We start from the raw sequence: 26,256 nt of genomic DNA, 5'->3' as shown, positions 1-26,256 counted from the left end.
TGTAAGAAACGCTAATTTTCTGCCATTGATTGGGCTTGTTTTCATGCTATTCAACTGTGGAACTTGCCTGGCGGGTGATAGCAAGCCTGCGTTGCCCTCCAGCAAGCGGTCTGAGCGGGCTATTGAAACGGCTACTCCCAAGCTGGACAAGGCACTAAAAGCAATGGGACTGGAGTTAGGTGCTCCCGTCTTTATTCGCATCTTCAAGCAGCCGGCAGAATTAGAAGTCTGGCTGGAGCATGAGGACGCGCAGTTCAGACTGTTTAAGCGCTACCCCATTTGCGCTTTCTCCGGCGAACTGGGGCCAAAACAACAAATGGGAGATATGCAAAGCCCGGAAGGTTTTTACTTTGTTACCCCACAGCGCCTGAACCCCTGGAGCCAGTTTCATCTTTCGTTCAATCTGGGTTACCCCAATCGCTATGACCGTCATTATGGCCGAACCGGCAGTGCACTCATGGTACATGGTGACTGCGTTTCCATCGGCTGCTACGCGATGACAGATCCTTACATCGATGAGATATATACCCTGATGGTGTCTGCGCTGGAAAATGGTCAGCCATACGTGCGGGTACATGCGTTTCCTTTCCCTATGACATCCGAGGCCTTGGACGACAAAAAAGACCATCGCTGGCACGCTTTCTGGGTCAACTTAAAACAGGGATATGATTATTTTGAACACTATCGACGACCGCCCAACACGGAAGTAAAAAGCGGGCGGTATGTGTTTGAACATGATACGGCCGGCTAGTGGGATTGAGCAGAACTACAACAGGGGGTACTGCTTGGCTAACGGACTAATCGATGCTCGCATCCACCAGATAGAACAGACAGTCTTCCTGGGCAATTGTCAGATTGGGTGTGATCATAAATAACTTGAGTGGCCGTTTAGGGTAGAGTGCGCCGTCAATCACCTGAAAGTAGTGTCGACAGAGGTTGTCTCCCTGTCCGTTAACCACCTGTATGGTGTCTATGCCCGATGGCCCTATCCATGCCAGTCGGTTGTCAGGGGTGACCTCGCCAAAGTTAAAATGCTCGATACCCATTACCAGTGTCAGGTCAGCGCCTTTCACAGCGCGCTCAGCCATGGCGATGCTCATATCTGCGCTAAGTACTACACGTTTGGGGTGGCTGAGTAGCTCAATATCCCAGTCGTAATGCTGATAGGTGGTAACTTTCGGTGCCGTTAAGAACTGGTAGAGCCCTTCCTTTGCAACCTCTTTTGATTCTGGGTCGATAGCTCCGCCACACTCAATGGTTACGATGGGCTGTGATGGGCGGGTTTTCTCCATCAGCGCGCCCAGAAAGACATCGGTGACTATCATGCGTTGGCAAAACAGGCTGGCAAGCGCCTGATGTTCACTGCTATCTGACACACTGACAGCAAAGGCGGGACCCGAGCCGGATGTATTGTGCAGGTCCAGCACGGCTTCGGGTTGTAGCTGTTCTATGGTTTGCCAAATCTGTTGTGCCAATTGGCCGGGCAGATCATCGGTTGGCCCGTCAAAGCATCGGTTCAAGTCCCGTAGTTCAGGTAAATGGCGGTGACTGAAATAGGGTTTTGTCAGTGCGGTGCCAATCACGCCAATAATCAGATGACAGGTCATTGCGGGTGTGAGTCCTGAACTGAGCCAGGCATGAAGCGCTTCGATCCCGGAGGGTTCATTGCCGTGCAATAGCGTTACAATTACGCGCTGGCGAACAGATGACTCTCCTTGCCATTCTATCCATGTCGGGCCACTCAAGTTCTTGAGCCAGCTGATCACATCTGGGCCCAGAAGTGCTTTATCCAGGCGCTCTCCGCGGGCTATCGTCACCTTGTTGAGCCGCGGTGCTGTCATAACGCAAGACTCCAATCCGACACCGGTAAGTCGGTAAGTTGCTGCTCGTAGTAACGCCAAACAAGTTCATGCAGTGCTTCATGTCGGAGCATGTTTTGCTCCAGGATATCCAGCATGGCTAGCTGCCAAAGCGCACCATTTTGATGGTTGGCCAAGCGTGCTTCGATAGGGGCAAGGTAAGTCATCGCTTCTTGCTCCGAGATGCCTAAACAGGAGAGCCCGCGCCGCGCGATGGGCAACATCTGTTTTGCCAGTTCGGTGACATCACATTCATGTAGCTGACCATGGTTTGCATCGGGCCACACAAGTTTTGCTGCCATACCGTGCTGGGCCGCGCGATAAAAGTTATATCGACAGTGTTCGAAAGGCAGTGCGGTGACCAAGTGATTAATTTCCTCTTGCAGCCCAAATGCCATACCAAGTGCAAATGCGGCATTGGCCATCATATCGAGAGGGGTGGGCCCAGCGGGCAGCGACCTGAGTTCGATGCGCAAATGTCCGTCACACACAGGGTCATATACGGGGCGGTTCCAATACCAGATCGTTCCCTGATGCAGTCTCAGCGCTTTTAGCTGTGGCGTTTTACCCTGTGCTAAAAGTGCGTGGGGGTCTTCATCATCGTCCACTGGCATCATAACTGGGAACTGCCTGGCACCGGCTTCAAAGAGCTCAAGGGCGCCTTTTCTTGCCCACCCCATACCAAATCCGACACGTGCCGGTGGTTGCCAGTCACCTTTGTCGCGGTCGCGGTAATCGATAGATTGCTTGAATAGGGTGATCCGCGTTTCGTGCCATAGCTTGTGGCCCAGTAGTGTCGGGGAGTTAGCTGCAAGCGCTAAGGCTATTGGTGTGACCAGTTGTACGGCATTGTAGATATCAGCATATTCGTTTGGGTTTACCCGGAGATGCAATTGAAAGGAGGTGTTGGCACCTTCCAACGTAAGAAAATCTGTGTTGAGCTTGAGTGGCTCGGGTCCATCTATGTTGATATGGAAAGGTTCATCCCGCAGCTGGTCCAGCCGCTTAGAGAGAGCGTGATATCTGGGCTCGTCAGTCATATTGGCTAGCCCAAAGTCTGTTTCTCTTAATGTTGGCAAAATACCGATGGCAACTGCTCGAGTATCATTGGCTGCGGCAATTCTCCTCAGGGTGGCCAGTTTGAGGTTCATCTCGCTGTGGATTGCGGTAAAGGGTGTGCCTTGCGCTGGCACCGGAGAAAGATTGTATTCGAGATTAAATCGATTGAGCTCAAGGGTCAGCTGGGGGTCATTAGCTTGCAGTTGAAAGTGCTTATTAAAGGGTTGGGGATGGCCACAATGGTCTACGAGGTACAGCTCAAGCTCTGCACCTATGGATGTCTCGCCAACACCAAAGGAGGGGGTGTCGAGGAGCTGTTCCAATACATTGAGATTTTGCTCCAGCTTATCTGAAAACCGCGCAAACGCCTCAGGGCTGAAATCATGAGTGTCGACCGCCTGTCCCATAAAACACGTTCCGATTAGGGGATAATCTCAGTGTAAGACAGGGGGAGCACCTTGCCCGATCGGATACGAAATATTTGATCCGCTTCAGTTTTATGTACAGGAAGTACGGTATGTCGCGGGCGCATGGACGCGCAGGAGCGGCTATGTACAGAAACAACAAGACAAATTCTGATCTCCTCTCCGGGGGAGAGGGTTTAGCTGAGGAGGCTCTCGTGCTTACACCAACTCATAGACTTGACCGCTCGTGGGAGCAATTACGTCACGGGTTGCCATCACCCTGCGGCTGTTCTGGATTGTCCGCAAGCCCTTCGTTGGGAGTTGTTGTTGTTGACTCAGACTTTACAGGCTCCTGCTCACTCTCTGCTTCGTTTCGAGAGCCAATACCATGGCGGCTTATTAGGACGACTTCCCCTCGTGCCTGCGCACTGTATAGCTCGTCCATATCAGCATCTATAAGTTCATTCGCTTTCCAGCTATGGCTGTGACTGAGCCCCAGCCATGCATTGCGATTCATCGACTTGGCCTCATAAAGAAGTCGGTCAGCGAGCATGATCGAGCCTTCGATAGCCTGTTGCTCTGGCTGCTGGTCTGCCAGAGGGAAGGGAGCAAAACCCAAAGTGCAGCTGATGTTCAGTGGACGTTGCCCGTCGATAATAAAGCTGTGGCGAGCCACGACACGACGGATTTTCTCTGCCAGCTGTGCGGCACCCTGACCATCTATCTGTTGTGCGACCAAAAGAAACTCTTCTCCGCCAATTCGAACTAACTGGTCGCTGTCTCGCAGCAGGTGGTTGCATAACTGACTGAATTGGGCAAGCACTTCATCTCCGGCAGCATGGCCCAAGCTATCGTTGACCTGTTTGAAATGGTCAAGGTCGATCATCAGGAAGTAGGTGTCGGCGCACTTCTCATTGGTCGACTGCTTTTGAAACCACCGTCTCTGCATGATGGGCAGCTGCAAGCCCAACCACTGCTCCAGGAAGCGTCTGTTGCCCAGCTTGGTTAATGGGTCATGCAGGCTGCGCTCTTCGTGGAATCTGGCGAGGCGACGGCTTTGATACACAAGCGCACTGATCAGGCAGAGTAGGATACAAAGCACGGCGATGGTGCCCTGCAGGGTTTTCTTCTGCCATTTTTGTTGCGCCAGAGCGAGTTCTGCTTGGATCTTTCCTGCATTCACTTTTTCCAACTGTTGCGCCTGCAGTGCCAATTGGTGCTCAGCTCTGAGCAGTTGCAGGTTCTTGTTCTGGTCTCGCTCCCTTAATTGATTGGCGAATGCCTGGGATAGCTGGTAGTGCTCCAACGCTTTTTTGTACTCGCCCTGTTGCTGATAGATATCGCTTAGCAAAAGGTAGCTTTGGCGTGCTTCGTCCAGTTTCTTGATCTCTGTAGCGCGTATGGCGGCGCGCTCAGCCAGTGGCAGTGCGGATGCGCGTCTTCCCAGTGCAAAACGACTTTTTGCCATCAATAAGTCATGTTGAACAAGAAGTGGTACCGGGGCGTTTTCTAGGGCGTAGTCACCTGCCAGTAGCAAGAATTTTTCAGCTTGTGCGGGCTGCGACAATCTCAGCCAGCTCTCCGCGATTAGATTCAGGGTTTCTATTTGGGCGGTCTGCTGGCCTTGGTTGCTGTAGTAGGTGAGCGCGTTACGGAAGTGCTGCTGCGCTTTTTTAGTTTCTCTCAGATCTAACGCTAACTGGCCCGCTTCCAAATGATAGTTGGCCATGCCTGTACCATTCTCCAGCGCTTCGTAAATCTGCTTTGCATCCTCAAGATATTGCTGTGCCTGGTCTTTGTGCAGCAATAGGCGATGTAGTTTGGCTAACGTCAAAAGGCTTCTGGCGGTTGAATCTTTTGCGTTGTGCTGAAGCCATATCTGGTGAGCTTTGTTTGCACTTTTCAGCGCTTGTTCGTACTTGCCCTGTAGCTGATAGATTTCAGCTGCATAGCCGAGAGGAAAGGTTTGTGAAAGTTCGTTACCTGCTTGGCGGAATAGCGAGCGAGCCTGATCAAAGCGACTGAGTGCGCTGCTGTATTGGCCATTTTCCTTGTAGATTAAGCCAAGGCTAACTTGAGTCACTCCCATTCGCCATGGGTCTTGAATTTTCTCGCCGAGTTGGAGCGCTTTGTAAAGGTTATCGAGTGCCAATACCGGCTCACCCATATTGCGATAAACATTGCCTAAATTCGAATGCGCACCCAATTGGCGGTCAAGCAGTTGGTACTGTTCGGCAATGGCCAGAGATTTATGGAAGAAGGTTTCAGCTTCGCTGTACCTGCCTTTTCGGTAGGCGACTGCACCCTGAATATTGATCGCCTCGGCGCGTAGCTTGGCAAGTTGATATTGCTCTGCGGTTATTAGCGCCTGTTTCGCCAGGTCGTCGGTTTTATCGTATTCACCCTGCAACAGCTGGGCCCAGGCGATCGCCAATTTAATCCTCGCGCTGTCTGGCGCTGACTGGGCTTCAATCAGCATCTTTTCACCAACAACAATGGCTTGTTTTGGTTCCTTGCGGGACAGCTCAACCAGTTGTTTTATGGTCAATGCCTCTTCTTGCCCAGTGCTATATGCGTAAGGCAAGAAAGTGAAGCAGATCAGAAACAAGCACAGTAGTCGGCGCAACTATCACTCCTCGGACGTTAGCCGTATCACTTTGACCGTACAGCAATCGTACAGCAAAGGTTAAATGTTAGCAGTATGTTATTGCTTGTATGGTTTGCACTAATTCAGGTGTCGGTTTGTTTGGATTTACTTGCCTTGAGCGCTGCTCGCCAGCGAAACCGCTGAGAGCATAAAGCATCTGACAGACTCAGTGGTAGTGGTTCAGCTTCCCCTCTCATTCTTGCTACCAGTTGCTCTGCACATAAAAAGGCGGAGGTTAAGCCTCTGGAACCTAACGCAGTCAATGTCCATAGCTGTTTATGACTGGGCAATGATTGAGGCCCCTCGGCTTTTTCGGCTGCTTGTTCTGTCGTTGCGCTATCTACAACGGCGCCAACAATGGGCAGGTGGTCTGGTGCGGCACATCGGAAACCCACTTTGCCTTTGTCTTTGGCTGCGAGCTGAGATGGCCATATTGCTGGTGATAAACATCGGGTTAGCTTCGCCAGGTTTTCCTGGGTCTCTTCGCTGCGAAGTTCCTCGTTGAGATCTGCTCTGATAAAACTGGACCCGATGCAGTGCTCGCCATTTTCTGCGGGAGTCATATAGCCTTCGTAACAGAGCACGCGCTTCAGGCCCCGTGATTGTTCGTTTGCATCAACATGGCTGACCTGTCCACGGATGGTGTGCATGGGGACCTCTGCTAATGGGCCCAGCTGGCTTTGGTGGCCAGCGCATACGATAAGGTGTTCACATTGCAGCTCAGTCTTTTGGTCATCAGCCTGTTTCAGAGACAACTGCCAGCCAGATTCTTTGGGTTCGATGCCGTCTACGCGCGCCGTGACTTGCTCGACAGGTGCAAGTTCGCAGGCGAGATTGAACAGTGTGCGGCACAATTCCCGCGGCGAAACCCAGCCCGCTAATGGATAAAACAGGGCATCGTGAGGAACTTCTAATCCCGCCTGATCCGAGGCGCTTTCTGCGCTGATCCCTTGCAGCAGTGTATCGGGGTAGTTGTCAGCTTCTATCAACTTACTCCGCCTTATTTGGCTTCGCTCATTGAATGCCAGTTGGATCACGCCATCGAGTGCGTGTGGCAAATCTGGTTTAAGTTTTGATATCTGACGGATCTGCTGAATGGCATAGGCTGAAGCCGGACTGAAGAATCGGCTGATGCTGTCTATTTCTACGTGGAGCAGGGGGTAGATAGCCCCTTGTTTGTTGCCTGATGCCTGCGAGCCCGGCTCGGGATCCTGGCTGACTACCCGGCATGGGACTCCCCGGCTTGTCAGGCTGTAAAGTGTGGCTGCCGCAGCGATGCCACTTCCGATGATAGTGACTTGGCTATCTGCCGAGATAAGAGTTTTGGCTGGTTCATCGGCACTATCGGTATCGTTTTCGTGTTGCTTGAATTGTCCTGCCAGCATCTCTCTTTTACGGCCAAACCCTTTGACTTTGGCCATCTCAAAGCCGACCTCGATCAGAGAACGTCTTACCAGACCTGCGGCAGTGAAGGTTGCAACAGTGGTTCCCGTTTTCGACAGGCGCGCCATGTTTTGAAACAGCGTCGGTTGCCACATCTCCGGATTTTTGGCCGGAGCGAAGCCATCCAGATACCAGGCATCAACAATTTGGGTATTTGAGTCGGTAGCGGCATTGATCTGTGGCAGCCAATGATTCACATCGCCTAGCCAGAGATCCAGGGTGATTTGTCCGTTGGCAAAGGTCAATCGGTGGCAGCCCGCGGTAGCGGGTGGATAGGCATCAACCAGTTGTCCGGCGAGTTCGGAGAGCTGTGGCCAGACTGTAAGGGCTTTTTCCAGATCCTGCTTCCGCAGTGGGAACTTTTCAAATGAGATGAAATGCAGCCGCTTTGCGTGGGGCCGAGCACTGGTTTTCGCTTCAGCGAGCGACTGGTTGAACTTAGACCAGGTCAGTAAAAAATTCAGGCCGGTGCCGAAGCCAGTCTCTGCGATAACGAATCTTTCACTGTCCCTATTCCAGCGTTCCGGCAGCTGGTTTTGCGCCATAAAAACGTAGGCACTTTCTTCCAGTCCGCTTGCGCGGGAGAAGTAGACATCATCAAACTCTGTGGCTACGGGCGTCGTTGGATCTGACCAATCCAACTCGGCATGTTTGAGTTTGAACAACAGTGTCATGAAAAATTGCTCCTATCGCTGGCGTGACGCGCTATTCTACTGCATTGTATGCAGGTTAGAAGTACTACGGGTGCCGCGGAGAACCGACCACTTGGCTCATTCTTTGCGGCTATCATCCGCGATTGGAATAAAAATCAAGGTTTTTGCAATGAAACGAGCGGTAATCACAGGTATCGGTATTGTTTCCAGTATTGGTAACAACGCTGAAGAAGTTTTAGCATCACTTAAGGCCGGGCGCTCCGGCATCACCAAGGCAGAATCGTTCGAAGAGATGGGGCTGCGCAGCCACGTTTGGGGTGATGTGAAGCTTGACCCAAGTGAGTTTATTGACCGTAAGCAGATGCGCTTTATGGGCGATGCCGCTGCGTATGCATACATTGCAATGCAGCAGGCGATTGACGATGCAGGCATTGGCGAAGACGTTGTATCAAATGAGCGTACCGGTCTGGTAGCAGGCTCTGGCGGCGCCAGTTCTGAAAACCAGGTGCTGGCGGCCGACATTCTGCGTGAAAAAGGCGTTCGCCGCGTAGGCCCTTATATGGTGCCTCGCACCATGGGCAGCACCACGTCTGCCTGTCTGGCAACACCATTCAAAATCAAAGGTGTTAACTACTCAATGAGTTCAGCCTGTGCAACTTCTGCGCACTGTATTGGCCACGCACTGGAACTGATCCAACTGGGTAAACAGGACGTGGTATTTGCTGGTGGTGGTGAAGAGGTTCACTGGTCGCTGGCGATGCAGTTCGATGCCATGGGCGCGCTGTCTACTAAGTACAATGACACTCCGGACAAAGCTTCGCGTACCTATGATGCAGACCGTGATGGTTTTGTTATCTCTGGTGGTGGCGGCATGGTGATCGTTGAAGAACTTGAACATGCTCTGGCGCGTGGTGCCAAGATCTATGCTGAAATTGTTGGCTATGGTGCGACCTCTGACGGCTATGACATGGTAGCGCCTTCAGGTGAAGGTGCCGTGCGCTGTATGCGTCAGGCTATGGCAACATGTGATGCCCCGATTGATTACCTCAACACTCACGGTACCAGTACCCCAGTGGGTGACGTAAAAGAGCTGGGTGCAATTAAAGAGGTATTCGGTGACAACGCGCCAGCGATCAGTGCCAGTAAGTCAATGACAGGCCATGCGCTGGGTGCTGCGGGTGTAAACGAAGCGGTTTATTCTCTGTTGATGCTTGAGAATGGCTTTGTTGCGCCATCTATCAACGTTGACAACCTTGACCCAGAAGCTGAAGGGCTGCCTGTGGTCACCGAAATGAAAGAAGCAGAACTGAAGACTGTTATGTCAAACAGCTTTGGTTTCGGTGGTACCAATGCCACTCTTATTTTCAAGAAGTATGAAGGCTAATCACCTCACCGGTGATTTTGCATGAGAAAAGGGCCTTATGGCCCTTTTTTGTTTTCTTCATTGAATGCACAAAGCGGCCTTTTCTCTGATCGAGAAACCGATCCTACCTAACTGATTGCCATTTAAATCGGCAAATATTTCTTACGCTAAATTGAGTTAGCCGTAACCTCGACGGTAGACTAGTCTGCGATAAACGAGACGACAGATTTTTTGTGGAGACAAGACAATAATGCGGATCCTGGTTGATGAGAATATGCCTTATGCACGCCAGCTATTTAGCGAATTTGGAGAAGTGGAGGCTGTCTCAGGTAGAGATTTGACCCCAGCCCAGATGAAAGGCGTCGATGGCCTGATGATCCGCTCAGTTACCAAAGTGAACGATGCATTATTGGAGCACGCAGACAGACTCTCTTTTGTTGGCTCGGCAACGATTGGCACCGATCATGTCGATAAGTCACTATTGATGTCTCGCGATATCAGTTTTGTAAATGCGCCGGGCTGCAACGCGATGGGGGTGGCGGATTATGTTATCAGCTCCCTGTTTGTACTTGCCCAGCGACATGGTTTCAATTTGCGCGACAAAACCGTGGGTATTATCGGTGTGGGCAATATCGGTACGCGGGTTATCGACAAGTGCGAGGCTTTGGGCATCAACTACCTGCTTTGTGACCCATTCAAAGCGCCAGCCGATGCGTTCCGTGAATATGTGTCATTGGCAGAGGTTGCTAAGGCAGACATTCTGACATTTCACGTGCCGCTCACCTCAGACGGTAAACACCCGACTTATCACATGGCCGATAAGGCCTTTCTCGATAATTTGGCCGACGGCACTATCGTGATAAATGCGAGCCGTGGAGAGGTGATCGATAACGACGCGCTTGATCAGTTGCTTTCTGCTGGTAAGCCTATGCCGACCGTGTTGGATGTGTGGGAAAACGAGCCCCATGTGCTGCCCACTTTGGTTCCCCAGGTAGAGATAGCTACAGCCCACATTGCGGGTTATTCTCTGGAAGGGAAGGCTCGTGGTACCTCAATGATTTACCAAGCTTTTGCTGAGCATGTTGGGCGTCGTCCAAGCCAGCATCTTGATGACTTTCTGCCACAGCCGGATATCTCAGCTTTCCATTTGGGGCAACCACCAACGCCTGAAATCATTCACCGATTAGTTCATGCTGTTTACGATGTTCGTCGTGACGATAAGCTGTTTCGTCAGCATGCCGTTAGTGGCAATGGGTTTGATTGGTTACGACGCTATTATCCAGAACGGCGTGAGTTTTCTTCGGCGAGAATTCTTGGCGAGCCTTCGGTATCGGCAAGTCAGCTGGAACCTCTTTATCAACTGGGTTTTTCTCGTCCTTAAAAGCAAAATTAGTCGCAGGGGTTTATTTCTGATGAGCCCCTGATTTATCAACCCAATCACTTCTCGCGTCACTTCCTTTTCAGAAAACGGCGAATAACAACGCAATTCAGCGCTAAATGCTTGACGATCCCCACATTAATTGTGTTGGCCGTTGATCGATAATGGCTAAACACTATCTTATAGTCAGGCTCTCTCCATTTTGTTACCTGGGGTTTACCTTAAGTTAACAGGGAGATGTGCCGACACCCTATATGGGCCGGTTATCTGATCAGGATTGTTGTATGAAATTTATACCGCGGGTGCTGCTGACAACCCTAGTAATGGGATCAGCATTCTCTTATGTGTCGCTTAGTAACGCGACAACCACCGCCGATGGGCCAAATCACGACGTTATCCAGTTAGGCGTGGCTCCAGAGCCTATCGCTGCATCTGAAGACCTTTATGCTCAGGTTGAGATTAAAGGACAGGGTGGCGAAAAAGCGCCTGATCAGCCAGATGCCTATGAGGTTCGCTATTTTGGTCCCGTGGTACCGGCAGACACTATGTGGTCGATTGCCACCAAGATGCGCCCTGACAGCAGTGTGTCCATCTATCAAACCATGATGGCAATTTTTGATGCCAACCCCTCCGCATTTGAAGATGGCGATCTGCATAAACTGCGCAATGGCAGTACCTTGATGGTGCCTCCCATGGATCAGATTCTTCAGTTGGATGCCGCTGAAGCGCAGCAGCGGTTTAACGAATGGGCGCAGCGCGGTCCACAGAAGAAACAGCAGCAGGCCAAGCAGGAAAAAGTTGAAGCGGAACTCGCAGAGCTGGAAGAGCAGCGCGCTGCAGAAGCCGCTGAAAGAGAGCGTCTGAAAGAGGAAAAACTGGCGTTAGAGGCGCAAGTTGAAAAGATGGAGCAGGTCGAGGATTTGCGCACTGGTGCACTCTCCTCAGAGCTGAGCCAATCTCAAGACGCGCTGACGACACTGCGCGCAGAGAACGAACGTCTGCGTCTGCAATTGGAAAATGCCAACAAAGAGCTGGCTTTGCTCAAAGAGCAGGTAGGTAAAGAAGCCGCTTTGCAGAAGAAGTTGGCAGACTTGCTGGAAGCGCAGCGTAAAGTTGGTGAGCTTAGCCAGCAGCATCAGCAACAAGTCGCTGATCAAAGCTGGGACCAATGGTTGATGCAGCGTCAGGGTTTGCTCGCGATTCTGACCACTGTACCCACCATTTTATTGATCTGTTTGCTGGCATTCTGGTTGTTCCGTAAGAACAAGACCGACAAGAAAGGCGCAGAAGCTGAAGAGGGGGCAACCACCACGGCAATGGCTGGTGCAGCTGCGGCTAGTGCCGCAGCAGGTGTCGCAGCCGCTGACATGGGAGCCCCTGAACCTCTTGACGAGGAAGAAGTTGCCTTGGCTGAGACCGACGAGCCCGTATTGGATCTAGGCGAAGATGTCGAGCAGGCCCTGTTGGTTGAAGACGATGACGCCGATGACGATTTGTTAGCTGATTTGGGCGAAGCTGAGGCTGAAGAGCTGTTCGGTGATGAAAGCCACGACATGCTTGAGGAAGGGCTTGAAGATGTTATCGAGCTTTCTGACGATGAGGCGAAAGAGCCAGAGCCTGTTATTGATGAAGATGAACTAGGCCTGGATGACATTGATAGTTTGCTTGCTGATTTTGATCAGGAAGGCGAGGGAAAAGCTGATGCTTCGGCTCAGGCCATCTCTACTGAATCGGAGCAAGACGAAACAACATCAGAGGAAGCCCTTGATGTTGTAGATACTGAGATTGATGACGTTGCTGCGTTGGCTGTGGATGAGCCGGCAGAAGAAACCTCTGGCGGCATGTTGGATGCTGACGACATCGACGCGTTACTTGCAGAAGCAGGTGAAACCGCTGAAGCCGATGAGGCCCCCACTGAAGAGGTTGAACTCGAAGGGGAGCCAGCGGAAAGCGATAGCGTAGATGATATTGATGCGCTCCTGGCTGAAGCTCAGGACGGGACTGAAGCTCTGGATGAGACTGACGTAGCGGCGGAGCCTGAAGTTGAGGAACCAGCGTCAGAAACGGTAGATGTTGATGATTTAGATGCTTTGCTTGCTGAAGCTCAGGGCGAAGCTGAACCGGAAACTCCCGAAAAACCTACGGAGGAGCTAGCGGAGCCTGAGTCAGAGATTGCTGATGTTGACGATTTGGATGCCCTACTGGCTGAGGCACAGGCAGAACAGGTAACCGAAGCGCAAAATGAAAGCAGCGAAACACTTGCCGAAGCAACCGATGTGGATGATTTGGACGCGTTGCTGGAGGAGGCGGAAGGTGAGTCCCTTGAGCTTGAAGGTGAAGCGCCTGAGTTAGCTGAAGAAGCTGGCGAAGATGTTTCTGACATTGTGGATGTGGATGACCTGGACGCGTTGCTGGAGCAGGCGGAAGGTGAGTCCCTTGAGCTTGAAGGTGAAGCGCCTGAGTTAGCTGAAGAAGCTGGCGAAGATGTTTCTGACGTGGCTGATATTGATGACCTGGACGCGTTGCTAGAGCAAGCGGAAGGTGAATCTCTTGAGCTTGAAGCTGAAGCGCCTGAGCTCTCAATGGAGCTGGCAGAAGATGAATCACCTGCTGAGTTGGATGACCTAGATGCATTGCTGGCAGAGGCTGCAGGAGCACCAGAGAGTGCAGACACACTCGAAACGGTCGAGACTGAGGATGCATTAGATCTAGAAGATTCTTTGCCTGAGGTTGAAGATCTTGATGCGTTACTGGAAGACGCTGCAGAGCCTGTAATCGAAACTGACTTGGACGATCTCTCGGAGGACGATGGCACAGCCTCTGCTGAAGCAGAAGAGCTTAGTCTTGACGAGACTCTGTCTTTGGAGGGGGATGATGAGTTAGGTGTCGATAGCGTTGATCTGTCACTCGACGAAGAACCACTGGAAGCTTTGGTCAGTGATGACGATCTTGTCGATGATGAAACGCTGACTGATGAAGCGCTGTCCCTCGACGATCTGGAGGCGCAGCCTACAGAGCTTGGGGGAGACGAGCTTTCACTTGCTGGTGACGAGTTGAGTCTGGAAGGCGAAGAGAGCGCGCCAGCAGTAGAGGACCAGGATGACCTAGACGCTTTATTGGCCGAGGCCGATAAAGTTGATGACACAGAAGGTTTGACGTTAGCGCTGGAAGACGAAGTCACTGACACGCCTCAGGCTGAACCAGAACTGTCACTTGAAGATGAGTTAAGCCTCGCTGATGAAGTGGCTCCAGAAGGTGAGCTTGAATCCGTCGCTGAGCCGGATATCCAAGAAGACGAGTCTGCGGAGCCCTCACTAGAAGAGGACCTGGGACTGGCTCTCGCCGATGACGCCCCATCAGCTGAGGCTGGTGAAGTTCCGGCTGAAGCCCCAGCGGAAGAGGCCAAAGAGGAGTTCATCGATATTGACAGTCTGATGGATACACCAGAAGCCGAGGCGCCTCAAGCTGGGAGTGAACCTTATCATTCAGGCGGCGTTGCTAAAGCGCTTAAGGGATTCGCTGACATTGTGCCAGAGGCGAAGGATGTTGATGTCGACGACGACAATGGTTTTACCGCGAAATTGGATTTAGCCAGAGCGTACATTGAGATCGATGACCCGGAAGGTGCGACCGCTATCCTGAAGGAAGTGATAGATAACGGATCCGACGATCAGAAAGTGGAGGCACAATTGTTGCTCTCCCGTCTTAACGACTGATAGATTCGCGGAATTTTTAAAGGCCAGTATAATGCTGGCCTTTTTCATTTTTGGGTGACTGAAATTTATGCGGTTGGCATTAGGCATAGAATACGATGGCTCGCACTACAACGGTTGGCAACGACAGAAGCACTCGTTGGGGATTCAGCAGGTGCTGGAAGAGGCGATCAGCAGCATTGCCAATGAACCGATCGAGTTGGTTTGCGCCGGTCGGACCGATGCAGGTGTTCATGCCACTGGCCAGGTGGTGCACTTTGACACCAATGCGGTGCGGGATATGGGCGCCTGGACGCTCGGCGTTAACTCTAAGTTGCCTGATGATATTGCGGTCGTCTGGGGTAAAGAGGTAAGTGATCAGTTTCATGCCCGCTTCACCGCTTTTGCCCGCCGCTATCGTTACATCATCTATAACGAGTCTCTTCGACCCGGCATCCTGCGCCGTGGTGTGAGTCACTATCATTTGCCGCTGGATGCTGAGTTGATGCACAAAGCGGCACAGTGTCTGGTGGGTGAAAACGACTTTACCTCATTTCGTGCAGTGCATTGCCAGTCTAACTCCCCAATGCGTAATCTCCACCACATTACGGTGGAGCGTCGCGGCAGCTATATTTTTGTTGATGTGAAAGCCAATGCTTTCCTGCATCACATGGTAAGAAATATTGTCGGTAGTTTGATTGTGGTGGGGGAGGGTGAAGAGCCATGGACTTGGATGGAACATGTTCTTCATCTCAAAGACAGATGCCAGGCTGGAGCCACTGCTAAGCCAAATGGCCTTTATCTGGTCGATGTAAGCTACCCGGACGACTACACTTTACCCACCAGGCCAATGGGACCGCTGTTCCTAGAGTAAATCCTGGCAAAAAATTAACGGAAATTTGAATTGCGTAACGGGGTATGACCAGTTTTCCCTTATGTTTAGGGGCGAGGATGTGATTAAATTGGGCAGTTTTGCCGGAACCCGGTGTTTTGCAATGAATTTTGTTACGCTGAAACTGTCATAGCAGCAGTAGTAGCGGACACACAGAGGGAAACAATGAGCTGGATTGAGAAGATTCTTCCCAAAAGTAAGAGCAGTTCGACCAAACGTCGCAATATTCCAGAAGGCATTTGGACCAAATGTACTTCGTGCGAACAGGTGCTGTACCGTGCTGAATTAGAGCGCAACCAGGAAGTCTGCCCTAAATGTGGCCATCACATGCGCATTCATGCTCGCGCTAGATTGGACCAGTTTCTTGATCAGGGTGAACGCGAAGAGTTGGGTGCGGAACTTGAGCCGAAAGATGTGCTCAAGTTTAAAGACTCCAAGCGTTACAAAGAGAGGATCGCTGCAGCTCAGAAGTCTACCGGCGAAAATGATGCTTTGGTTGCGATGAAAGGTGAGCTGAAAGGTATCCCTGTTGTTGCTGCTTCGTTCGAGTTCTCCTTCATGGGCGGCTCTATGGCGTCCGTGGTAGGTGCTCGCTTCGTAAAAGCAGTGGAAGCTTGTCTAGCTGAAGACCGTCCGCTTATCTGTTTCTCTGCCAGTGGCGGTGCGCGTATGCAGGAAGCCCTGTTCTCACTGATGCAGATGGCTAAAACCAGCGCAGCATTGGCCAAGATGAGTGAAAAAGGTCTGCCATTTATCTCAGTATTGACCGACCCGACCATGGGTGGTGTTTCTGCCAGTTTAGCGATGCTGGGTGATTTGAATGTCGCAGAGCCTAAGGCACTTATTGGTTTTGCAGGTCCCCGTGTTATCGAACAAACCGTGCGCGAAAAACTGCCTGAAGGTTTCCAGCGCAGCGAGTTCTTGGTAGAGCATGGTGCTGTCGACATGATTGTTGACCGTCGTGAAATGCGCGACACCTTGGCCAGAGTGCTGGCCAAACTGACCAATCGTCCAACGACGGAAACAGAAGCCAGCGAATAATGTCTGGTGCCCTGTTCCATACCGGAAGAGTTAATGGGTAACAAACCTTTTGAAAGCCAGTCCCTTGCGGACTGGCTTTGTTATTTAGAGCGCCTTCACCCCGCAGATATCGATATGGGGCTGGAGCGGGTGGCCGCGATTGCCAACACATTAAACTTGTTGAAACCCGCAAAACAGGTCGTTCTGATTGGTGGGACCAACGGCAAGGGTTCCACGGCTGCGATGCTTGAAAGCGCTTGCCTTGTGCAGAACAAGCGTGTTGGCGTTTACGCGTCTCCGCACCTAATCAGATATAACGAAAGGGTGAGAGTCAACGGCGATGAATTGTCTGATAGTGCCCATTGTGAGGCCTTTGCTGCGGTGGAGCAGGCCCGCGGTGATATTCAGCTCACTTATTTCGAGTTCGGCACCCTTGCAGCATTGTGGTTGATGAAACAAGCCAATCTGGATGTGGCGTTGATTGAAGTGGGGCTGGGCGGCAGGCTTGATGCAACCAATGTTGTGGAGCCGGATGTCAGCGTGGTTACCAGCATTGGTATTGACCATCAGGCTTTCCTTGGCGATACACGAGAATCTGTGGCATTTGAAAAAGCAGGTATTTTCAGAGCCCATAAACCTGCCGTAGTGGGTGAGCCGGATATTCCCTCAACCATGATTGAGCAGTTACAAAAAGTAGGTGCGAAGCCCGTTCGAGTGGGGAAGGAGTTCAACTACCAGCAGCAGGCCGCCTGTTGGTCGTGGCACGATGACGCTGAGCCAGCCTCAGAACGCTATGCAGAACTGCCGCTGCCTCATATTCCTCTGCCGAATGCTGCGACTGCTCTTGCGGCTCTCAAAGCGCTGAGTCTGCTTCCTTCCGTTGAGGATACCAAGGCGATTTTGCGCAATACTCAGGTACCTGGCCGCTTCCAAACCATCCAGGAATCACCACGGGTGATCCTGGACGTAGGGCATAACCCACATGCATCCAGTTATCTAGCAAAACGGCTGACTGATGTTAAAGGTCAGGGGCGCGTTTATGCCGTGGTGGGTATGTTGGCGGACAAAGATGTCGCTGGCACGCTGCAGCCACTGCTTTCGGTAGTCGACCACTGGTATACCGCCACGCTTGATGTGCCGAGAGGCGCCACTTCCGACGTGTTATCAGCCGAGTTGGCGGGGCTGAACACAGAAAGTGAGCAATTTGAGAGTGTGAAAGCCGCCTCGGATCACGCCTTGAAGCAAGCCCTACCCGGTGATGTGGTAATCGTATTTGGCTCGTTTTACACTGTCGCCGACATGATGGGCGAAGCGGAGTGAACTCTTGGCGAATCAATTGACAAATCGACTGGTTGGCACAGTTGCCCTGTTGGCTGTGGGCATTATTGTTTTGCCAGATCTGTTGGATGGTGAAAAGCAGTCGAGAAAAGACGATTTCGCGGTGATCCCGCTTAAGCCAGAGTTTGAAGAGACAGATCAAAGTGGATTGGACCGAGCGATGGCGCTTCCCGAACAACAGGATGGTGCTGCCGAACTGTTGGCTGCCAATCAGCCCCCGGTGGTCAACATTGATGACGGTGAAGCAACCGTTGTTACCCAACCTGCTGAAGGTGAGCAACCCGTAGCGGTTGAGCCAGAGCCTGAAGTTATTGATGTCCCTTCGGCGCCAGAGCCTGAAGGTTTTGCAGATAAAGCCTGGTCCATTCAACTGGGTGGCTTCAAAAACGCCAAGAACGTAATGGGATTAGTGAACAAACTGGAGCAGGGCGGTTACACCGTATACACCCGACCCAAGAAACCTCGTGACGGCATGATCACCCGAGTCTATGTTGGCCCCAGTCTTGATAAACAAGCATTGGAAGCAAAACTGAGCCCCCTGACAAAGCTGACGGGGTTGAAAGGGCGACTAACCGCATACAATCCATTAGAGCAGTAGTTTCAGGATAGGAAAATCGTGAATGCTTTGTTAGAATTCGCGCCGTCCCGATATAGGTGCGTTGTAGATGATTTGGATTGACTTCCTCATACTGGGTGTCATAGCGCTTTCCGCGCTAATCAGTTTGGTCCGCGGTTTTGTCAAAGAGGCAATGTCGCTGGTCAGCTGGATCGCCGCCTTTTTTATCTCCAGTACCTTCTATCGCGACCTGTCAGCTATTCTCGCTGATAGCATTGAAGACGCATTAATCCGAGACGGCGTATCGGCCTTGTTGCTGTTTATCTGCACGCTGATCCTCGGTGCACTTATCAACTACATTATCTCTCAGCTTGTACAGAAGACCGGCTTGTCAGGCACCGACCGGGTGCTTGGTATATGCTTTGGCGCTGTCAGGGGGGGATTGGTGATATGTGCCATGATTTTCTTGATGACAAAATTTTTCCAGTTTGCCGATCGCCCCTGGTGGCAAGCCTCCGAGCTTATCCCCCATTTTGAGGTGATTATCGACTGGTTCTTTGAACACCTGGACGAAACGCAAGAGATAGTCGACCAGGCTGCTAGCGCAGTTTAAAACGAGGTATATTTCGCTATGTGTGGCATTGTTGGGATCGTGGCTAAAACGCCTGTAAACCAATCTATTTATGATGCGCTCACAGTGCTCCAGCACCGCGGTCAGGATGCGGCTGGCATCATGACTATCTACGAAGGTAATTTTCGTCTTCGTAAAGCCAATGGACTTGTTCGTGATGTGTTTGAATCTAAACACATGCTTCGTTTGCGCGGCAATATTGGGCTGGGTCATGTTCGTTATCCGACTGCGGGTAGCTCCAGTTCAGCTGAAGCACAGCCATTCTATGTCAACAGTCCTTACGGTATCTCGCTGGCTCATAACGGTAACTTGACCAATGCCGATGAGTTGAAAGAGATGCTGTTTAACACCGCGCGCCGTCACATCAATACGACCTCAGATTCCGAAGTCCTGTTGAATATTCTGGCCCACGAGCTTTGCATCAAACGAGATTTGGAGTTAACGCCTGACGCTGTCTTCTCAGCTATCTCAAAGGTTCATGAGCTCTGCCGTGGTGGTTACGCAGCCATTGCCATGATTATCGGTCAGGGCATGGTGGCGTTTCGCGACAAGTATGGTATCCGTCCTATTGTATTGGGTAAGCGTGAGGCTGCTGACGGAAGCTTTGAGTACATGGTTGCTTCTGAGAGCGTTGCGCTGGATGCGGTAGGTTTCCAATTCGTTCGCGACCTTGCGCCGGGTGAGGCTGTCTACATCACTGATGAAGGCCAGCTGTTCTCGCAACAATGTGCCGAGCAACCTGAAAACTGTCCCTGTATCTTCGAATACGTTTATTTTGCGCGCCCGGACAGCAAAATTGACGGTATCTCTGTTTATGCGTCTCGAGTGCGTATGGGACAGCGTTTGGGTAAGAAGATCGCCAAAGAGTGGGCGGATTTGGATATCGACGTTGTTATCCCTATCCCTGAAACCTCTTGTGATATTGCGTTGGAGATCGCCAACAACTTGGATCTTCCTTACCGTCAGGGCTTTGTGAAAAACCGTTATATCGGTCGTACCTTTATCATGCCGGGCCAAACGGAACGAGTGAAGTCAGTACGTCGCAAATTGAACGCGATTGGTACCGAGTTTAAAGGCAAGAACGTACTTCTGGTTGATGACTCTATTGTTCGTGGAACGACATCTAACCAGATTATCGAGATGGCACGTGAAGCCGGTGCAAAGAAAGTTTACTTTGCTTCTGCTGCGCCAGAGATTCGCTTCCCTAACGTATATGGTATCGACATGCCATCAGCCAATGAGTTGATTGGCCATGGCCGCGAGCTGGACGAGATCTGTGACATCATTGGTGCTGATGGTCTTATCTTCCAGGACTTGGAAGATCTGGAAGCTGCAGTGCGTGATGGCAATACGGACATCAAGAACTTTGAGACCTCGGTGTTTACGGGTCATTACGTGACAGGCGATGTTACCCAGGAGTATCTGGAGCATCTGGATAAGCTACGTAATGATGATGCCAAGGCAGACGAAGAGTTCTTCCAGAACAGCTCTAACATGGAGATGCACAACGAAGGGCATCCATAAGCCAGTCGTTTATCTCTGAAATAAAAAAGGCGCCTGAGGCGCCTTTTTTGATCTGCATGTGTGATAAATCTAATGCATATATTCGGGACCAAACCCTAGATTCCACATGATCACCGAGCCTGCCATCAAAGCAACCAATAACACCAATCCGCAGGTCACTACTGAGCTGGCGTAGATAAAGCCGCGCTCTTCTGGGATATGCATCATGATCGGCACGCCGCTGTATAGCAGGTAGACGCTATAGGCAACACCGGCCAAACCGACCAGCATTACAAACCACAGCACTGGGAACAGCGCTGCAAATCCAACCATGAATAGAGGTGTTGCGGTATAAGCCGCCAGTTCAAGTGCATGGGTAAATGACGTATCTGCGCCAAATGTTTTGGCCATCCATTGGGTTAACCATGCCAGTCCGAATACTCCGGCGATCAAGCCAAAGTACATAGCCACAGACATTTTCAGTGCACTCGCTTGAGTGAGCATGATCGGATCGCCTGTGCCTATACTCCATCCAATGTGTGCCGCTGCATAGTAGCTACATATGGATGGTATCAGGGCGGTCAGTAAAATGTGTGAGAGGCTGTAGGTCATGCCTTCATGTTTGGCATCAATGTCGCGCCACTCTTCGCGAGGGTGGGCGTATATGCCCCAGAGGTGGTTCAATATCATATCGTTGCCCTTTTGCTTTTCCCCATAACATATATGGCGTGCGTTATTATGTTTTTGCATCGCCTAATGAACATTTATTGACCAGTGATGGCATTTCCGCAAGTTTGCTCACCAATTTGGGGCAGCTTTCTATGATCCAGCTCTCTGTCAGCGGCATAACGTGATTTAAAACAGAGCGTGTTTCCCAGCTGCATTTTTGTGCTGATAGCGTTAGCATACGCGGCGCAATAGCGTGCTTTGAAGAAGTACAATATCCCCATGGCAAGAGTGACCAGAATGAACGCGGAACATAGAGAGTTGTTGGCACCCATTTATCAGTTCCTGAAGTGCGAAACACCAGACCAATGGATTGAAGAAGCCACAAAGCCTGAACACCTTTCTACCCTGTTGATTGACCATGCCAACTGTGAACTGAAGGCCGCTCAAAGTGCAGCTTTGTTAATTCGACGCTATGGCATAAGCAAGGCGAGTGGTCCAACGTTGTTGTCCTGGCTTAAACCTTACGAGGATTTTGTCTATCGCGGCCAGGCGCTGACCGTTAAAGGCAGTCGTAAAAACGCATTAACTGGTGAGATCCTGCCTAAAAATGATGCGCCTGAAACCAAGGAGTTGATCGATAAAATGGTGCGCCTGATTAAAGAGGAGCTGCATCATTTTGAACAGGTTCTGGAGATCATGGAATCCCGTGATATAGGCTACCAGCAGTTAACCGCTGCCCGTTATGCCAAAGGACTCATGAGCCACGTACGTACTTATGAACCTGCCGCAGCGATCGATAAGCTGATTATTGGTGCGTTCATTGAAGCGAGAAGTTGCGAGCGATTTGCCAAGTTGTCGCCTTATCTTGATGAAGAGCTGGAAAAGTTCTACGTTTCTCTGCTGCGTTCAGAAGCCAGACACTACCAAGATTACCTAAAACTGGCCGGTGCATTGTCAGATAGCCAAGAAGCGTTAGACGAACGAGTGAAATTCTTTGCCGGGGTTGAAGCATCGTTGATCTCGACACCTGATCCGCAATTTCGTTTTCATTCAGGCGTGCCTGAAAAGGCCGCCTAGGGCGGCGCTAGTCAGGTTGTAAAAACCTGACTATGAAGTTGCGTCTGCGGTGGGCAGTGGAGCGTAGTGCAGATCAAAACCATCGCTATCCAACGTCAGATAGCTAGATTGGGTATACCAATCTCCGAGCACGACACGTTGGCCCTGACCTTGGCTTAACTCTACCTGATGTACGTTGGGCCGGTGGGTGTGACCATGGATCAGAAGTTTTACGCCAGCGTCATTCATCACTTTTTCCACCTCAGATGGGGTGACGTCCATGATATCGGCTCTCTTCATCGCCGTTGCCGCTTTGCTTTTGGCGCGGTAGTCATCAGCAATTTTTTTACGCAGTCGCTGGGGGAGAGACAGCATAAAGCCCTGCCACCACCAGGTGCGACTTTTACGCCGGAACTTTTGGTAATCGAGATCCCGCGTGCAAAGCGTATCGCCGTGCATCAGCAGCACCGGTTGACCATACAGTTCAACCACAGCGTGTTCAGGGAGTAGGGTGACACCACTTTCCCGAGCAAAACGTTTCTTGATCAGGAAATCGCGGTTGCCGTGAATAAAATAAACGGGCACATCGTTATCGACCAGATTTCGAAATGCCTGTTTTACCTGAACAACACATTCATCCTCGAAGTCGTCACCAAACCAGGCATCAAACAGGTCACCAAGCACGTAAAGCGCGTCGGCCTGTTTCGCTTTGGTTTCCACGAACTCGATGAAAGCGGCCGTGATATCCGGCCGCTCTGTGCTCAGATGAAGATCTGAGATAAAAAGTGTGCTCACGCTGGCCTAGACCAGTTCAGCTGATTCAATGATGACATCTTCACGTGGTACGTCGCCGTGACCGGCGTAATTACCTGTGCTCACTTCTTTGATCTTTTCAACCACGTCCATTCCTTCAACGACCTCTGCAAATACGCAGTAGCCCCAGCCTGAAGGAGATTCAGAGGTGAAGTCTAAGAAGGTGTTGTTAGCAACGTTGATAAAGAACTGACAGGTCGCTGAATGCGGATCGTTGGTACGCGCCATGGCTAGCGTGCCGACTTTGTTGCTCAGGCCGTTGTTGGCTTCGTTCTTGATAGGCTTGTTGGTTGGCTTTTGTTCCATGCCTGGTTCAAAACCGCCACCCTGAATCATGAAGTTATTGATAACACGGTGGAAGATGGTGTTGTCGTAAAAGCCTGACTTCACGTACTCCAGGAAGTTCGCCACTGTATTTGGTGCTTTTTCTTCGTTCAGCTCAATTTTTATGTCACCAAAATTGGTATGCAAAATAACCATGTTGTTCTTCTCCAGTAGGTTGGTTGGCTGGATTCTAGCGGAAGCCACGCCAGCTCGAAAGGGAGATAGGGAGATAGAGTGAAAAAAGGCCGATGCGTGATGCCCATCGCAATGTTAGAATTCGCCTTCACTTGTTAATTCACCAGCGAAGGAAGAAGGCTTCAATGCTGCAGATCTACAACACTCTCACCCGCGAAAAGAAGGCGTTTCAACCGATAAAACCCGGTAAAGTCGGGCTCTATCTGTGTGGGGTGACTGCGTATGATGACTGTCACATTGGTCATGCCAGAACGGCGGTGAGTTTTGATGTCGTGGTCCGTTACCTGCGTTTTTCCGGTTATGACGTCGACTTCGTTCGTAATATCACAGATGTTGACGACAAGATCATCAAGCGGGCGCTGGAAAATGGCGAATCCTGTGATGAGCTGACCGCTCGCACAGTGGCGCGTATGCATGAGGATTACGACAAGCTGAACATTTTGCGTCCGGATATCGAGCCACGTGTGACCACACACATGGACGAGATCATTGCATTGGTGCAGCGTCTGTTGGACAAAGAACATGCTTACGTTGCTGATAATGGCGATGTGATGTTCGAAGTCAGTAGCTTTGACGAATATGGCCGCCTAGGCGGTCAGGATCTGGAGATGCTGCAAGCGGGCGCCCGTGTTGAAGTAGAGCAGAGCAAACGCAGTCCACTGGATTTTGTACTTTGGAAGATGGCTAAGCAGGGTGAGCCAAGCTGGTCTTCCCCTTGGGGCGAAGGACGTCCAGGTTGGCACATCGAGTGTTCAGCCATGAATGCGAAGCATCTCGGTGAGCATTTCGATATCCACTGTGGTGGTTCAGATCTTACCTTCCCACATCATGAAAATGAGATCGCACAGTCCTGCTGCGCCTTTGATACGCCATATGTAAACACCTGGATGCACAGCGGCATGGTACAGGTGGACAGTGAGAAGATGTCCAAAAGCTTGGGTAACTTTTTCCTGATCCGTGATGTACTGGAGCAGTTTGATGCAGAGACTATCCGTTTCTTTCTGTTGTCTGGACACTATCGAAGTCAGTTGAACTACTCTCAGGACAATTTAACTCAGGCTCGCGCAGGGCTAGAGCGTCTATACACAGCGCTGCGTGATGTAGAGCCATCTACTGAGTTGGATCTGTCTACCGAGACGACTGCTCGCTTCCGTCAGGCGATGGATGATGACTTTAATGTGCCAGAAGCGCTGTCTGTGCTGTTTGAATTGGCGAAAGAGCTTAATCGGTGCCGCACAGAGCAACCGGAAAAGGCCGCCAAGCTTGCTGCTGAGTTGATCACCCTGGGTGGCGTGCTGGGTGTTCTCCAGCAAAGCCCTGCGGAGTTCTTCCAAGGTGGAGAGGACGACGAAGAGGTGGCAGTGATTGAGCAGCTGATTAAGCAGCGCAATGAAGCCCGAGCAGCCAAAGATTGGGCTGCAGCGGATGAAGCCCGAGACAAACTTAATGCAATGAAGATTGTTTTGGAAGATGGCCCCGAAGGGACTACATGGCGTAAAGGCTAGCCAGCACTGCAAGCCAAAAACAAAAAAGCCCGCTTTATGCGGGCTTTTTTAATCAAACGATTTGTTAGTCGTTGTCGTGGTATAGCTCGCACGCTTCCAGCGTATTCTCAATTAAGCTGGCAACCGTCATCGGGCCTACACCACCGGGTACAGGTGTGATGAATGCGGCTTTTTCTTTGGCTGGCGCAAACTCTACGTCACCCACCAAGCGGCCATCATCAACGCGGTTGATACCTACATCGATAACGTAAGCGCCTTCTTTCACCCAGTCACCAGGAATGAATTCAGGCTTGCCCACGGCAACAACCAGGATATCTGCGCGACGTACCTCGGCTTCGAGGTCTTCTGTGAATCGGTGGCAACAGGTGGTGGTGCAACCCGCCAGAAGCAATTCAAGGATCATAGGGCGACCGACGATATTGGATGCACCAACAATCACCGCATGCTTGCCATGGAATTTAATGCCTGTTGAGTCGAGCAGGGTAATCACACCTTTAGGTGTACATGGGCGAAGTGCTGGGATGCGCTGGGCTAAGCGACCAATATTGTATGGGTGAAAGCCATCGACATCTTTGTCAGGACGAATACGCTCCAGCACGGTTTCGGAGTTGATGTGTTCAGGCAAAGGAAGCTGCACCAAAATACCATCAATCGTAGATTCTTCATTCAGCTCATCGATCAGCGTCAGTAGTTGTGCTTCTGTGGTTGAGCCAGGCAAATCATGAGAAACAGAAACGAAGCCCACTTCATCACAAGAACGACGTTTACTACCTACATAAACTGCAGAGGCGGGATCGTCCCCCACCATCACAACCGCCAGACCCGGCGCACGTTTGCCCTGGTCCAATCGCACGTTCACACGTTCGGCGACGTATTCCTTTACCTGCTTAGCAATCGCTTTGCCATCAATAAGCTGAGCTGCCATGTATACCCTTGCACTTAGACATATTCTTTAGGGCGCGTATTGTCTCAGAATGTGCCTATGCTTCCAACTAGGAAAACGCCGATTGACCCAATGTTTTAATGTCGTTATTATTCCGCCGCCTTTTCAGGGGGGGAATATCGATTCTCTGTCTGAAAACTAAATAAGCGCCCGTAGCTCAGTTGGATAGAGCATCCGCCTTCTAAGCGGATGGTCGCAGGTTCGAATCCTGCCGGGCGCGCCATCTCTTCTTCGCTCGACTAAGTCAAACAACCCCGCTATAATGCCGCGTCATTTTTCACTACGCCGCAGCAGAACTCTTGATTTCGTTGTG

General features: G+C 51.1%; 20 protein-coding genes and 1 tRNA gene. 13 read left to right on the top strand and 8 right to left on the bottom strand.

Annotated features, from left to right (window positions below; all coding sequences use genetic code 11):
- Positions 1–43 precede the first annotated feature (43 nt).
- Positions 44–751: a L,D-transpeptidase family protein gene (locus tag ABEA14_RS17125; RefSeq protein WP_345341686.1), complete on the top strand. Its 708-nt coding sequence runs from the start codon at positions 44–46 to the stop codon at positions 749–751.
- Positions 752–797: 46 nt separating this feature from the next.
- Here the strand turns inward: ABEA14_RS17125 and ABEA14_RS17120 are convergent, their stop codons facing one another.
- The 4 genes from ABEA14_RS17120 to mnmC all read right to left on the bottom strand — a co-directional run bounded on the left by ABEA14_RS17120 (position 798) and on the right by mnmC (position 8,086).
- Positions 798–1,841, bottom strand: a complete 1,044-nt coding sequence (locus tag ABEA14_RS17120) for a M14 family metallopeptidase (RefSeq protein WP_345341684.1) — start codon at positions 1,839–1,841, stop codon at positions 798–800.
- The gene (locus ABEA14_RS17115) at positions 1,838–3,325 is read right to left on the bottom strand and encodes a glutamate-cysteine ligase family protein (protein ID WP_345341682.1); all 1,488 of its coding nucleotides are present in this window, start codon (positions 3,323–3,325) and stop codon (positions 1,838–1,840) included. Before ABEA14_RS17115 ends, ABEA14_RS17120 begins: the two co-directional genes overlap by 4 nt.
- A gap of 259 nt (positions 3,326–3,584) precedes the next feature.
- Positions 3,585–5,948 (bottom strand): diguanylate cyclase domain-containing protein, encoded by a 2,364-nt coding sequence (locus ABEA14_RS17110; RefSeq protein WP_345341680.1) that lies wholly within the window; start codon positions 5,946–5,948, stop codon positions 3,585–3,587.
- Positions 5,949–6,052: 104 nt separating this feature from the next.
- Positions 6,053–8,086, bottom strand: coding sequence for a bifunctional tRNA (5-methylaminomethyl-2-thiouridine)(34)-methyltransferase MnmC2/FAD-dependent 5-carboxymethylaminomethyl-2-thiouridine(34) oxidoreductase MnmC1 (gene mnmC / locus ABEA14_RS17105; RefSeq protein ID WP_345341678.1), 2,034 nt, complete (start codon positions 8,084–8,086; stop codon positions 6,053–6,055).
- 148 nt (positions 8,087–8,234) lie between these two features.
- On the opposite strand from mnmC, the gene fabB reads away from it, so the two are divergent.
- From fabB to purF, 9 genes are all read left to right on the top strand, one after another.
- Positions 8,235–9,449 carry a beta-ketoacyl-ACP synthase I gene (fabB, locus tag ABEA14_RS17100; RefSeq protein WP_345341676.1) on the top strand — a complete coding sequence of 405 codons (1,215 nt, stop codon included), beginning with the start codon at positions 8,235–8,237 and terminating at the stop codon, positions 9,447–9,449.
- A 229-nt stretch (positions 9,450–9,678) separates the two neighbouring features.
- On the top strand, positions 9,679–10,809 hold the full coding sequence (locus tag ABEA14_RS17095) for a 4-phosphoerythronate dehydrogenase (RefSeq protein WP_345341674.1): 1,131 nt from the start codon (positions 9,679–9,681) through the stop codon (positions 10,807–10,809).
- 281 nt (positions 10,810–11,090) lie between these two features.
- Positions 11,091–14,522: a FimV/HubP family polar landmark protein gene (locus ABEA14_RS17090; RefSeq protein ID WP_345341672.1), complete on the top strand. Its 3,432-nt coding sequence runs from the start codon at positions 11,091–11,093 to the stop codon at positions 14,520–14,522.
- A gap of 67 nt (positions 14,523–14,589) precedes the next feature.
- On the top strand, positions 14,590–15,372 hold the full coding sequence (gene truA / locus ABEA14_RS17085; protein WP_345341670.1) for a tRNA pseudouridine(38-40) synthase TruA: 783 nt from the start codon (positions 14,590–14,592) through the stop codon (positions 15,370–15,372).
- A 183-nt stretch (positions 15,373–15,555) separates the two neighbouring features.
- Complete coding sequence (accD, locus tag ABEA14_RS17080) at positions 15,556–16,431, top strand: acetyl-CoA carboxylase, carboxyltransferase subunit beta (RefSeq protein WP_345341668.1); 876 nt, start codon at positions 15,556–15,558, stop codon at positions 16,429–16,431.
- A 33-nt stretch (positions 16,432–16,464) separates the two neighbouring features.
- Positions 16,465–17,730 (top strand): bifunctional tetrahydrofolate synthase/dihydrofolate synthase, encoded by a 1,266-nt coding sequence (gene folC / locus ABEA14_RS17075; protein ID WP_345341666.1) that lies wholly within the window; start codon positions 16,465–16,467, stop codon positions 17,728–17,730.
- A 4-nt stretch (positions 17,731–17,734) separates the two neighbouring features.
- Positions 17,735–18,346: an SPOR domain-containing protein gene (locus ABEA14_RS17070; protein WP_345341664.1), complete on the top strand. Its 612-nt coding sequence runs from the start codon at positions 17,735–17,737 to the stop codon at positions 18,344–18,346.
- A gap of 67 nt (positions 18,347–18,413) precedes the next feature.
- A complete protein-coding gene (locus ABEA14_RS17065; protein WP_345341662.1) occupies positions 18,414–18,917 on the top strand; it encodes a CvpA family protein in 504 nt (167 codons plus the stop codon).
- 18 nt (positions 18,918–18,935) lie between these two features.
- Positions 18,936–20,459, top strand: a complete 1,524-nt coding sequence (purF, locus tag ABEA14_RS17060) for an amidophosphoribosyltransferase (protein ID WP_345341660.1) — start codon at positions 18,936–18,938, stop codon at positions 20,457–20,459.
- Positions 20,460–20,528: 69 nt separating this feature from the next.
- Here purF and ABEA14_RS17055 read toward each other — a convergent pair whose 3' ends face one another.
- Positions 20,529–21,128, bottom strand: a complete 600-nt coding sequence (locus ABEA14_RS17055) for a Yip1 family protein (RefSeq protein ID WP_345341658.1) — start codon at positions 21,126–21,128, stop codon at positions 20,529–20,531.
- A gap of 276 nt (positions 21,129–21,404) precedes the next feature.
- On the opposite strand from ABEA14_RS17055, the gene miaE reads away from it, so the two are divergent.
- Positions 21,405–22,184 (top strand): tRNA isopentenyl-2-thiomethyl-A-37 hydroxylase MiaE, encoded by a 780-nt coding sequence (gene miaE, locus ABEA14_RS17050; RefSeq protein ID WP_345341656.1) that lies wholly within the window; start codon positions 21,405–21,407, stop codon positions 22,182–22,184.
- A gap of 30 nt (positions 22,185–22,214) precedes the next feature.
- Here the strand turns inward: miaE and lpxH are convergent, their stop codons facing one another.
- The gene (gene lpxH / locus ABEA14_RS17045; protein WP_345341654.1) at positions 22,215–22,958 is read right to left on the bottom strand and encodes a UDP-2,3-diacylglucosamine diphosphatase; all 744 of its coding nucleotides are present in this window, start codon (positions 22,956–22,958) and stop codon (positions 22,215–22,217) included.
- Between the two features lie 6 nt (positions 22,959–22,964).
- A complete protein-coding gene (locus ABEA14_RS17040; protein WP_345341652.1) occupies positions 22,965–23,456 on the bottom strand; it encodes a peptidylprolyl isomerase in 492 nt (163 codons plus the stop codon).
- 164 nt (positions 23,457–23,620) lie between these two features.
- Between ABEA14_RS17040 and cysS the strand changes: the two genes are divergently transcribed.
- A complete protein-coding gene (cysS, locus tag ABEA14_RS17035) occupies positions 23,621–25,000 on the top strand; it encodes a cysteine--tRNA ligase (protein WP_345341650.1) in 1,380 nt (459 codons plus the stop codon).
- Positions 25,001–25,064: 64 nt separating this feature from the next.
- Here cysS and folD read toward each other — a convergent pair whose 3' ends face one another.
- Entirely contained in the window at positions 25,065–25,925 is an 861-nt protein-coding gene (gene folD, locus ABEA14_RS17030) for a bifunctional methylenetetrahydrofolate dehydrogenase/methenyltetrahydrofolate cyclohydrolase FolD (protein ID WP_345341648.1), read from the bottom strand.
- Positions 25,926–26,089: 164 nt separating this feature from the next.
- Here folD and ABEA14_RS17025 point away from each other — a divergent pair.
- Positions 26,090–26,166, top strand: a tRNA-Arg gene (locus tag ABEA14_RS17025).
- The last annotated feature ends 90 nt before the right edge of the window (positions 26,167–26,256 follow it).

The sequence above is a fragment of the Corallincola platygyrae genome (genome assembly GCF_039544265.1).
Classification (GTDB): Bacteria; Pseudomonadota; Gammaproteobacteria; order Enterobacterales; family Neiellaceae; genus Corallincola; species Corallincola platygyrae.
Note: the sequence above shows the minus strand (reverse complement) of the source record. Positions and strands in the feature narration are given on the sequence as shown.